4 protein-coding genes are annotated in these 12,692 nt (G+C 67.8%); all 4 read left to right on the top strand.

The genetic code is table 11. From position 1 onward, the window contains the following. Positions 1–61: 61 nt before the first annotated feature. The 4 genes from AC1DXX_RS11625 to AC1DXX_RS11610 all read left to right on the top strand — a co-directional run bounded on the left by AC1DXX_RS11625 (position 62) and on the right by AC1DXX_RS11610 (position 12,672). Complete coding sequence (locus AC1DXX_RS11625) at positions 62–1,081, top strand: LysR family transcriptional regulator (RefSeq protein ID WP_478134340.1); 1,020 nt, start codon at positions 62–64, stop codon at positions 1,079–1,081. Positions 1,082–1,542: 461 nt separating this feature from the next. Next, the gene (locus AC1DXX_RS11620) at positions 1,543–2,136 is read left to right on the top strand and encodes a hypothetical protein (RefSeq protein WP_478134339.1); all 594 of its coding nucleotides are present in this window, start codon (positions 1,543–1,545) and stop codon (positions 2,134–2,136) included. Positions 2,137–2,272: 136 nt separating this feature from the next. Next, positions 2,273–5,218 carry a beta strand repeat-containing protein gene (locus AC1DXX_RS11615; protein WP_478134338.1) on the top strand — a complete coding sequence of 982 codons (2,946 nt, stop codon included), beginning with the start codon at positions 2,273–2,275 and terminating at the stop codon, positions 5,216–5,218. Between the two features lie 251 nt (positions 5,219–5,469). Further along, positions 5,470–12,672, top strand: a complete 7,203-nt coding sequence (locus AC1DXX_RS11610; protein ID WP_478134337.1) for a hypothetical protein — start codon at positions 5,470–5,472, stop codon at positions 12,670–12,672. Positions 12,673–12,692 lie beyond the last annotated feature (20 nt).

The raw sequence follows: 12,692 nt of genomic DNA, 5'->3' as shown, positions 1-12,692 counted from the left end.
TATTCCCGAATCGGTGAAATATTGTTGCAAAAGTTAACAAATCTTGTCTTGTTGACTAAAAATGAAACCAAAGGCCACTCGTTCATTGCGTAGGGTGCCTGACCTGCGGGGCGGCGCGGCCGCCCGAAACGCCGAAACGCCGAAACGAGCGTTCAGGGAAAAACAGACGGAGCACCCGGAAGTTGAAATGAAGGATTTTTCTTTGTCGGACGTCCGGCTTTTTACCAAAGCCGCCCAACTCGGAGGATTGACGCCGGCCGCCGATGTGCTGAACGTGCCCAAGGCGTCCGCATCGCGCCAGCTCCAGCGGCTGGAGGCGACGGTCGGACACCTGCTGCTGCATCGCGGGTCCACGCGCTTCGTGCTCACCGAGGAAGGCCGGGAGTTCCTGGTCGCGGCCCAGCATGTGCTGACCATCCTCGACGACGTCATGCTGAACCTGTCCTCCGGCAGCGGCGCGGTGGGCGGGCGGCTGCGCGTGGCGGTCCCTCACTACTACGGCAGGGAGGTGCTGGGGGCGCATCTGCCCGATTTCATGGCCGCCCATCCGCAGCTCGAGGTCGTGGTCGAAACGGGCAACGACCGGGCCGACCTGTTCCAGGACGAAGCCGACGTGGCCATCCGGCGTGGCCGGGAGGGCTGCGACGAGATGGTGGCGCGCCACCTGAAGAGCGAGCCGATGGTGCTGTGCGYCGCCCCGGACTACCTTGCAGCGCACCCCGTCATCGAGGACCTGCCCGATCTGGCGTCGCATGCCTTCCTGGTCACCGAGGGCGAGGGGCGCAAAAAGGAAGTCAGCCTTTCGACCACGGGCAAGATCCACCGGGTGCGGGTGGGCAGCGTATTCCAGTCGGACGATCTGGAATTGATCCTGAAATTGACAATAGCGGGCAAAGGAATTGGGCTGCTTCCTTTGTCGCTCGCCCAATCGCATATCGACAGCGGACTTCTGGTTCCTGTGTTGCCGTCGGTCAAATTGAAGCCGCAGGAGATCAATCTCGTGTATTTGCCGTCGCGCCGCAATTCTCCAAAGATCAAGGTTTTTGTCGATTACGTCTTGAATATTTTCAAGCCTTCTTGATGCAGGCAGAGGCACCGGGCTCGCAGCGCTGAGCCGGGCCCGATCTTCCTACCACTTTTTTCTGCGTCCCAACCGGGGCCGCGGCGGGCGCGTGGGCGGCCGTTTCGCACGGCCTTCAGAGGGGAAAGTGCGGTTTTCGGCCTGCAGTTGTCGAAAACGGAACTGTCGTTCCGAATGGCGGGTTGTCGGATTTGATGGATACGAAAGCATTCATTCTTGCCTACACTTCGTAACCAAAAAGAGATAATTGATAACAAGTTGAGACCCGACTGAACGCGACAGAGAAATCGCAGCAGTCCTGAGGGTGGTGCCTGCCCCGATGCAAATCGGAAAGGCGTCGATCGCTCATTCCAATGCCGGCGCCTGCAATGCCGGCGATTCCTTCCCGCGGCCCGAGCCGCTAATTTCATCACCGGCATGCGCCGGGGTGGACGCCTGCGTGTCTTGAATCCGGAGCAACCATGTTCATTGAAAAACCGACTCAAATCCTGAATTTCCGCATTTCCAGCCTGGGCGCCTGCGCGTTCCTGCTGGCCGCGCTGGCCGGTTTCGCCGGCGCTGCCGCGGCCCAGTCCGCACCTGCCGCCGCCCAGGCCGCCCAGAAGAAGGCCGTTGCCGTCGTCCTCACCCAGTCCAAGGTGGTGAAGGACGCGCAAGGCAAGGAACAGCTGGTCGATGCCAGTTCGGTCAAGCCCGGCGACATCGTCGAGTACCGGGCTACCTACACCAACAACACCGGCAAGCCGGTCACCGGCCTGGTGGCGGATCTTCCGATTCCCGAAGGCCTGGAGTACCAGCCGCGCAGCGCCAAGCCGGGCGCCAGCCTGGTGCAGGCCGCGACCAAGGACGCCGTGTTCGGCCCCGAGCCGCTGATGCGCAAGGCAGCCGGCAACAAGACCGAGCCGGTGCCCTATGCCGACTACCGGTCGCTGCGCTGGACGCTGGGCCAGCTACCCGCCAACGGCAGCACCGCCGTGAGCGCGCGCGCCAAGGTCGAGGTGGCCGTGCCACCGCCCGCGGCGGCGGTGCAGGCCGCGTCCGGCGCTGCGCGCTGATCCGGCGCTTCGCCCCTTTCACCGTGCCATCCGATTCTTTCGAGTGCAACCCGGCCACCGCGATTTCGAGCAACGAAACACGGCAGCCGGGTTTTTTCATGTTCCCGCCCCTTTTTGACAACCGAGGAGAAACCACGTGATTTCCACCCTGCCAACCCGGCGCAGCAGCGGCTTCATGCCGCCTGCGTCGTGGGCCGGCGCCGCAGCCTTGACGCTGGGCTTCCTGTTCGGAAGTTCAGCCGCACTGGCCGCCGCACCACCAGCCAATACCGTCATCGGTAACCAGGCTTCAGCCACTTACTCCGACGCGGCCGGCACCACCCAACTGGCCACGTCCAACCTGGTTCAGACCACGGTTCAGCAGGTAGGGTCGTTCACGCTCGACTCGGTTGGCAGCCTTACCACCACGGTTGTCAACACCAAGATCGGTGCGGTGGGCTCGACGGTTTACGCACCGCATACGTTGATCAACACCGGCAACGGCAGCGACACCTTCGCGATCAAGATCGATGCCGACACGGACAAGTTCTCCAAGGTCGAGGTCTACGCGGATGCCAACGGCGACGGCGTGCCCGACAGCACCACGAACCTTTGCACCGCCACGGGGGCGGCTACTTGCGATGTTCCCGTACAGACCGTGGCCGGCAACAATGGTGTGTTCAGCTTCGTCGTGGCCTACACGATCCCCGGAACGGCCAGTGGTGCCAGCACAACCCCCGTCACTTTCGACACGGCCACCATTACCGCCACCCCCGGTACTCCGGCGCTGTACGCTGCGTCGAACACCTCGGCGGCCGTCAAGGACGACATCAAGCTGACGACAGCGGCGGCGTTCAGCATCACCAAGGCGATCGGCATTCCGGCAGTGAGCGCCCCCCTCCCTGGCGATGGCGCATGGCCGCTTCCGAGCAGCAGCAGTGCGCGGACGACTGGAACGAACTGCGCCACGGCCTGGGCATCCGGTCTGAATTCCAGCGCGACCTGCAAGTACACGGTCTACACATTGACCTTCAACAACACGGGCGGCGCTCCTGGCAAGTTGGCGATGTCCGACACGCTGCCCACCGGCATGACCTACGTCACGGGCTCCGCTGTGTGGAGCAGCCTGCCCGGCAAGGGGTTGGCCAACGGCGACGAAATCTCCGGCCAACCCGGCATCGACTTTCTCGCCAGCGGCAACACCGTGAATGTCGTGATCAAGTCGCTGGGTCAGAACGTGACGCAGACCGTGAGCTTCGTTGCCCTGGTGAACAGCACGGCAGCAATTGGTACGTCGACCACGACCAACGTGGCCAGATTCAACCCGGCGGATTCGCCCACGGCCAGCGCGTCAGCGATCGGCGCGGTCAACTCCAGCACCAATCCGGCGGTCTACACCGTGCTTGCGAGCTACGGCATCGTCCTGGGTACCGACCACGCCTCCGCTTCCGCCACGGCATCCGTCGACACGACGCCCGGTACGCCAAACACCACTGATGCCGACACGAAAAAGCAGCCTTCGGTGGTCGCGGGCGGCAGCGTCAAGTTCGTACAAAACGTGTTCAACACCGGCAATGCCACGGACACGGCGAATCTGACGGTGAGCACCGTGGTGCCATCGGGCTACACCGCGTTCCCTGCCGGCACGACCTTCACGTTCTTCGCGGCTGATGGCGTGACGCCGCTGCTCGATACCACGGGTGACGGCGTGCCCGACACCGGGCCAATCCCGGCAGGCGGAACTTTCAGCTTCCAGGTTCAAGCCAACGTGCCGGCCACCACAGCGGTGGGCACGACGCCTTTCACGGCCATCGTGACGGGCCGTTCTTCGGCCGACACGAGCAAGTTCGATGCTGTGCGCGACACGGTGGAGAAGGTCGTCGGTTCGCTGGTCGACCTGACCAACACGGACGTCGGTACGGGCACGGGCTCGTTGGGCAACGGCGACCTGGGCCCCGGCCCGAGCCCGGACCCAACCACGATCAACGCGACGCCAGCCGGCACAGGAACGACCTTCAAGCTGTTCGTCAAGAACAACGACTCGACGCCCAACAGCTACAACTTCGCAGCCAGCCAGTCGACCAGTTTCCCCGGCACCCTGCCTGCTGGCTGGACCGTGAAATTCGTGGCCGCAGGCGGCAGCTGCGCCTCCCCCGCCCTGACCGGCAGCCTGGCCGTCAATGCAGGTCAGCAGCAGGAGGTTGGTGCCTGCGTGACGCCGCCTGCCACGCAATCGCCTGTCACCGCGCAGAAGATCTACTTCCACGTGCAATCCACCGTCACAGCTTCGACCGGTGTGATCGTCTCTGACACGAAGACCGACGCCGTGACCGTGACCGCTGCACAGACGCTGAGCGCCACGCTCACGCCGAACAACAGCGGCCAGGTTGCACCGGGCGGCACCGTGGTGTACCCGCATACGCTGACCAACACCGGCAGCCAGAGCTGCGGCGCCTACACGCTGACGGCCACCGTGCCGGCGGCCGACGCCGCGCTCGGCTGGACTACATCGATCTACCTCGACGTCAACGACGACGGTCAGATCAATGCCGGCGATACGCTGGTGACGGGTCCCATAGCTGACTTGCCCGTGGGTGCCAAGCAGAAGCTGTTGGTGCGCGTGTTCGCACCTGGCGGTGCCAGCGCCGGTGTGACCGACACCACGACCGTGACAGCGACCTTCAGCGGCGCGGCGAGCTGCGGCGCACCGTCGGCCACCGACATCAGCACAGTCATCACCGGTCAGATCCGTGTCGTCAAGACACAAGCTGCCGATGCCAACTGTGACGGCGTGGCGGATGACCCATCCGCGTTCGCAGCAACACTGCTGACGCTGAAGCCCGGCCAGTGCATCGTCTACAAGGTCGTCGCCACCAACGAAGGCACGGCATCGATCACCAATATCGCCATCAACGATGCGGTGCCTCCGTACACGACGCTGAGCTCCGCACAGCCTGCAACGCAGTGCGCTTCGACCGGCGTGACTGGCACGCCGGTCGCCTATCTGCCGACCGCCACCTCGGTGAAGTGCGGCAGTACCTCCAACACCGTGGCCCCGAGCGGCACGGTCACGCTGACCTTCGCCGTGAAGATCAACCAGTAAACGACAAGGGTTTGAGTCGCCGGCGGGCCTCGGGGTCCGCCGGCTTTCGCGAGGCGCCGCCTGTCGGCGTACCTCGCCTTTTTCCCTTGCCGCTTCCACGCAGCACGCGACCGCGCCTGTCCAGCAGGCGGCAAAGGAAAAAGTTCTTTGAGTTTTGACGGCCCGCGCCGCGCGCGGGCCGACGGAAGGTTCGTGGCGTGCAATTTCTTCTGGCGTATCTGAGCACCTGCTCGCAACGATGGCGAGGCGGCATGGCCGCAGCCGTCGTGGCGATGGCTGTCCTCGGCTGCACGCTCGCCGGAACCGCCGCCCACGCCGCGCCCCCGCCCGGCGGCACCGTGATCCGCAACGTCGCCACCGCCACCTACGTGCCGGCCGGCCTGTCGCAGACCGAGACGGCGAGCTCCAACGGCGTCAGCGCCAATGTGCTGCCGGTCGAGGCGCTGGTGCTCACGCAGGACCAGTCCGTCAGCCGGCCGCCGGCCGCCGTGGTCACGTTGAGCCACCTGCTCGCCAACACCGGCAATGTGCCGTCGAGCTACACCATCGGACTCGTCAACAGCGGCGCGGGCTGCCCGGCCGGTGCGCTCGACCTGTCGGCGCTGCGCGTGGTGCGCGACACCAACAACAACGGCGTAGTCGACGCAGCCGACCCGGTGCTGCCGCTCGGCGCCGGCGGTGCCATCGCGCTGCGGTCCGGCGAAACCGCAGCGCTGCTGGTGCAGGGCACCATCCCTGCCGCGGCCAGCGGCAATGCCTGCGTGGCGCTCACCGCCACCACCGCGCTGCAGAAACTCAGTGCCGTCAACCGCGACACCGTCACGGTGGGCGACGTGGCGGTGCTGGCCATCACCAAGTCCGCGAGCTATCCGGGCTTCGTGGTTCCAGGCACCACGCGCATCGACTTCACCGTGTCGGGCACCAACATCGGCGCGCGCGACGCACGCCCCGGCAACACCGCCGCACCCGCCGGAACGCCGGTGCTGGTGAACGGCACGCCCACCCCCTTGCTGCTGGTGCGCGACCTCGTGCCCGCGGGCACGCGCTACATCGCGGGCAGCCTGCAAAGCACGGCGGCCGGCGCGGTGCGGCTGTTCCGCCTGCCGGGCGATCCGGACTTCAGCTACCGTACCGCCGAAGACGCCTCGGCCGTCGAAGTGGCCATCGGCGTGCCGACTGCGCTGTCGCGCAACGCATCGATCGCCATGCAGTTCGCGGTGCAGGTCAAGGCCGACCAGAGCGGCGACATCCGCAACACCGCGCAGAGCTACTACAACGACGGCGCGGCGCCCGCGATGTCGCCGTCGAACACGGTGGTCATCACCTCCAGCCAGAGCCGCATCGGCGTGGCCAAGGCGGCCTCGACGCCGCGCCTGAACCGCGGCACCGACGGCCAGCTCGACGGCACCGCCACCGTGAGCTTCAGCGTCAATGTGCGCAACTACGGCGCCGTGTGGCTCTACGGCGTGCAGGCGACCGACGTGCTCGAAGGCAGCGGTGCCACGCAGTTCGGCAGCTTCACCTCGGCGGCGGTGCCTGCCGCCAACCAGTACACCATCGTGCCCGGCTCGCTGGCCATCGCGAGCAACCAGGGCAACGGCGTGGGCGGTACCGTGGTCGCGACCGACGGCGCGTTCAACGGCACCGCCGCCGCGCAGAACCTGCTGGCGCCCGGTGCCGTGCTGCCGGTGGGTGCGCAGTTCACCGTGCGCTTCGATGTGCGCTTCAACATCGGCGGCCGCGCCGGCACGCTCTACAACACCGTGCGCGCCCAGGGTGCGCTCACGGCCGGCGGCCCGCCGGTGGCCTTCGACGACTCGGTCAACGGCGGCAACCCCGACGCCGACGGCGACGGCAATCCGAACAACGACAGTTCGCCCACGCCGGTGTCCACGCAGTTGCCCGCGCTCACGCTGGTGAAGACCGCTTCGGCGCCGCGGCGCGTGTCGCAGGGCGTGTACGAGCTCGACTACCGCCTCAAGGTGAGCAACACCGGCGTGGCCTCGGCGCCGAACCTGCGCCTCATCGACAACCTCAACTGCACCTTCGACATGGACAAGCCCGACGGCCTCGTTGCCGCCTGGGAACTGGCCGGTCCGCCGAAGGCGCGCAACGGCATCCTCCATGCCGCGGGCGGCTTCACGGGCCGTGCCACCTGCGACCGCGAAGCGCTCGCCAGCAGCGATCCCTTCAGGCTGCCGACCGAAGCGGTGCTGAGCGTCACCGACGGCAGCCGTGCGCTCGCGCCGGGCCAGAGCGAAGAACTCTCCTTCACCGTGCGCATCACGCAGAAGCCCGGTGTCGTGGGCGGCCGCATGGCGCTCACCAACAAGGCCTGGGCTGCGGCCTTCGACCAGAACACCGTCAACGTCACGCCGGCCATGCTGGTGGTGGCCAGCGCCAGCTCGGCGCAGTCGCTGCTGGCCGACCCGCAGGGCACGGTCTACAACGCCGTCACGCGCCAGCCCGTGGCCGGCGCGGTCGTCACCTTCACGCGCCAGTCGTGCAGCAGCGGGCCGGTCACGCCGATCACCGCGGAAGAGCTGTATGGCGGCTCGTCGGGCATCTACACGGTCAACGCCAACGGCAGCGTCTCCATGGTCACCGGCGCCGACGGCGGCTACCAGTTCTTCCTGCAGTCGCCGCCGGTCACCGGCTCTTGCACCTATGCGCTCGGCGTGGTGCCGCCCGCGGCCAGTGGCTACGTGGCGCCGTCGCAGCTCATTCCGGCCACGGCCGGCACCTTCAACAGCTGCGGCGCCATCGCACCCAATGCCGGCCCGCCGCAGGGCGCGGACCCGACCACCTATTACTTCTCGGTCAACGCGGGCTTCGATGCATCCGGCGCCGCCTGCGACGTGGTGCACAACCACATCCCGCTCGACCCGGGCAATGTGCTCGGGCTGGTGCTGCGCAAGGAAGGCAGCAAGCGCCAGGTCGAGTTCGGCGACTTCATGGACTACGCGCTGGTCGTCACCAACAAGACGGGCTTTCCGGTCACCGGCGTGCGCCTGGCCGACACCCTGCCGCCGGGCTTTGCCTATGTGGCCAACAGCGCGCGCCTGAACGGTTCGGCCGCGGTCAACCCGGCCGGCGGCGCGGGCCCGCAGCTGGTCTTCGACTACCCGGCGCTGGCGCTGGGCGTGGACCAGTCGGCCACGGTGCGCTACCGCGTGCGCATCGGCGTGGGCGCGCCCACCAATGGCGACGCCGTCAATCGCGCCCGTGCGAGTTCGGGTCCGATGCAGTCGAACCTGGCCAACTGGACCGTGCGCGTGACCGGCGGCGTGTTTTCCGACGACGCCTTCCTGTTCGGCAAGGTCCACATGGACTGCAAGCGCGACGGGCGGCAGGAGGGCGGCAACGAGATCAGCGAAATCGGCGTGCCCGGCGTGCGCCTCTACATGGAAGACGGCACCCACGTCATCACCGACGTGGAAGGCAAGTGGAGCCTCTACGGCCTGAAGCCGATCACCCACGTGCTGCGCGTCGACCAGACCACGCTGCCCGCCGGCGCGCGGCTCGAGGCGCTCGACAACCGCAATGCCGGCCGCCCCGAGAGCCGCTTCGTCGACCTGAAGAAGGGCGAGTTCCACAAGGCCAACTTCGCCGTCGCCAACTGCGACACGCCGGGCGTGATGGCCGAGGTGGTGGCACGCCGTGCAGCCATCGCCGCCATTCCCGACACCGAAGCCGAGGCGCAGGTGCGCATGCGCCTCGACCCCGAAGGCAAGATCGTGCCGGTGGGCGACGTGCGCTCGCTGCCCGCCAGCGGCCAGGCGCTGGCTACAGGAAGTACAGGCAGTACGGGCGGCACCGGCTCCACGCTCGCCAACTCGGCCCCGTTGATCGCGATGCCCGTGCCGCCCGCCAACGCCAGCAGTTTCGTCAACGGCGCATCGGGCACCCTGAGCGGCACGCTCGGCGCCGGTGCGGCACCGGCGCCCACGCCCGCAGGCAGCCTGTTCGCGGCGCTGAACGGCCTGCCCACCAATGTGCAGGGCGCGTCGGCCATGGGCGGCGGCGCCACCGGCGTGGGCGCATTCGCGAGCCGCCCGGTCAACACGAACACCGCCATGCTCGAGCCGCGCCAGAACGCGGTGGCGCCGCTGCTGCCGCAGGCCGTGCCCAGCCCGATCGAGCTCGAAGCCCTGTTGCCGCAGATCGAAGGCAACGCCCTCGGCTTCATCGACCTGAAGGACGGCGACACGCTGCCGGGCCGGTCGGTCAACGTGCGCGTCAAGGGCGAGGCCGGCCTGGCGCTGCGCCTCACCGTCAACGGCAAGGCCATCGAGGAGCGCCGCGTCGGCAAGAAGACCGCGCTGGCCGGCAAGAAGCTCGGCGCCTGGGAATACATCGGCGTGGTGCTGCAGCCCGGCGCCAACCGCCTGCAGCTCGAGGGCGTGGACCCCTTCGGCAACGCGCGCGGCGCCGCGCAGCAGATCAGCGTGATCGCGCCCGACCAGCTCGGCGCGATCCGGATCGAGGTGCCCGAATCGGCGAAGGCCGACCTGCGCACGCCCGTGATCGTGAAGGTGCGCCTGACCGATGCGGCCGGCGTGCCCGTGACCGCACGCACCCAGCTCACGCTCGAAACCGACCGCGGCCGCTGGCTCGACGAAGACCTGAACCCCGCCGAGCCCGGCACGCAGGTGTTCATGGAAGGCGGCGTGGCCGAGTTCCGCCTGCTGCCGCCCGGCGAACCCGGCGATGCCCGCCTGCGCGTGACGGCCGGCAGCTTCGTGAAGGAAGTGCGCCTGGCGCTCTTGCCCGAGATGCGGCCGATGATCGGCGTGGGCATCGTCGAGGGCGTGCTCGATCTCACCAGGCGTGGCGGCGTGCCGCTCGGTGCGATGCCCGCCGGCGCCGCCTTCGAGGCGGAACTCACCGGCCTGGCCGACGAGAGCAAGAACCGCCGGGCCGCCGCCCGCACCGCCTTCTTCTTCAAGGGCACCGTCAAGGGCGAGTACCTGCTGACCGCCGCCTACGACTCGAACAAGACGCGCGACGACCGCCTGTTCCGCGACATCCGGCCCGACGAGTTCTATCCCGTCTACGGCGATTCGTCGGTCAAGGGCTTCGACGCGCAGAGCACGCAGAAGCTCTACGTGCGCATCGACAAGAACCGCTCCTACCTGCTGTACGGCGACTTCACGACCGCCAGCAGCACCGAGGTGCGCAACCTGAGCCAGAACAACCGTGCGCTCACCGGCCTGAAGCATGTGTACGACGACGGCAACGTGCGCGCCACCAGCTTCTTCTCGCGCACCGCGCAGACGCAGCAGGTGGAAGAGTTCCGCGCGGTCGGCACATCGGGCCCGTACTACCTGAGCGCCACGGGCGGCGAGTTCGTCGACAACAGCGAGCAGGTCGAGGTCGTGGTGCGCGACCGCAACCAGCCCAACCTGGTGCTGCAGCGCACGACGGTGGCGCGCTTCGTGGACTACACGATCGAGCCGCTCACGCGCCGCATCCTGTTCACGCATGCGATCTCGTCGGTCGATGCGAACCTCAATCCGCAGTCGATCCGCGTGACCTACGAGGTCGACGCCGGCGGGCCGAAGTTCAACGTGGCCGGCACCGACGTGCAGGTGAAGGTCGGCGACAACCTGCAGCTCGGCGTGGTCGCGAGCACCGACGAAAACCCCGAGAACCGCCGCAAGCTCGGCGCGCTCACCGCGGTGGCGCGCCTGGGCGACAACACCACCATGGCCGGCGAGTGGGTGCGCACCGAGTCCGACAAGAACGGCAAGGGCAGCGGCGGCCGCGTCGAGCTGCGCCACCAGACCGAAGACCTCGCCGTGGTCGCGCTCGCAAGCAAGACCAGCACCGGCTTCGACAACCCCGGCGCAAGCTTCTCGGCCGGCCGCACCGAGGGCTCCGCGCGCGCCGAGTACCGCATCGACGCCACCACCGCGGTGCGTGGCGAAGCGCTCTACAGCCAGGACGCGCTGCTGGGCGGCAGCCGCCGCGGCTTCACCGCCAGCGTGCAGAAGAAATTCGGCGAGCAAATGGCCGCCGAAGTGGGCCTGCGCCACGGCCAGAGCGGCGCGGGCCTGGGCACCAGCTCGGGCTTCGACTACGGCCAGATCTCGACCTACAGCGGCAACCTCGGCAGCGGCGTCGGCGCCAGCAACGTCACCGCGCTGGGCGCCGCAGCCACCGCCAATGCGAACGCCGAAGACCTGACGACCGTGCGCGCGCGCCTGTCGGCCCAGGTGCCGGGCCTGCCGCAGGCCAACGTGTTCGTCGAGGGCGAGCAGGACATCCGCAAGTCCGGCCGCCATGTGCTGGCCGTCGGCGGCAACTATGCCGTGACCGACAAGACGCGCATCTACGGCCGCTACGAGCTGGTCTCCAGCCTCTACAGCCAGGACGAACTCGGCACGACCGGGTCGAACAACGTCGGCATCCTCGGCATCGAGAGCAGCTACATGGAAGGCGGGCGCGTGTACAGCGAGTACCGCCTGGCCGACAGCATCGACGGCCGCGCCGCGCAGGCGGCCACCGGCGTGCGCAACACCTTCAAGCTCAACGACCAGTGGCGCCTGACCGGCGGCATCGAGCACACGCGCCAGCTCGGCGGCCTGCACAACAGCGGCAACACCGGCACCGGCTATGCGGGCGGCCTCGGCCAGTCGACGGCCATCACCGGCGGTGTCGAATACATCGCCGAGCGCATCAAGGCGAGCGGCGTGCTCGAAGGCCGCCGCGGCGACGATGCGAACACGCGGCTCTTCAGCGCCGGCTTCGGCTACAAGATCGACCGCTCGTGGAGCCTGCTCGCGCGCAGCGTGATGAGCGACAGCGAAGGGCAGGGCACCAACGCCGGCAACGCGCATCACCTCGCGCGCCACCAGATCGGCCTGGCCTATCGCCCGGTCGACAGCGACAGCTGGAACGCGCTGATGCGCTACGAGCGCCGCTCGGAGCGCGTGGTGGGCACGGGCAGCTCGACCGGCGCGCTCGACGGTTCGAGCGTCTTCGGCGCGGGTTCGGGCAACGCCAGCCTGCCCGGCACGACGAGCGCCGACATCGTCTCGGCCCACCTCAACTACAACCCGCGGCCCGGCACCGTGATCAACGGGCGCTATGCGGCCAAGTGGTCGCGCGCCGACGACGGCTGGCTCAGGAGCACCTACTGGGCCCACCTGCTGCAGGCGCGCTACACGCAGGACATCGACAAGGACTGGGACTTCGGCATCCAGGCCGGCCTGCTCTACGGCAAGGGCGGTGCGCTGCAGAAGACGGTGGGCGCCGAGGTGGGCTACCAGGTCATGAAGGACCTGTGGGTGTCGGCCGGCTACAACTTCGTCGGCCTCAAGGACCGCGACCTCACGGCCAACGAGTACACCAGCAAGGGCGCGTACATCCGCCTGCGCTTCAAGTTCGACGAGACGGGGCTCGGGTTCTCCTCGGCCGGCGCTGCGGCGAACGCCAATGACAAGAAATGATTCGGCCGCCATGGCAGGAC

It is taken from the genome of Variovorax sp. P4_B10, from assembly GCF_056402375.1.
Note: the sequence above shows the minus strand (reverse complement) of the source record. Positions and strands in the feature narration are given on the sequence as shown.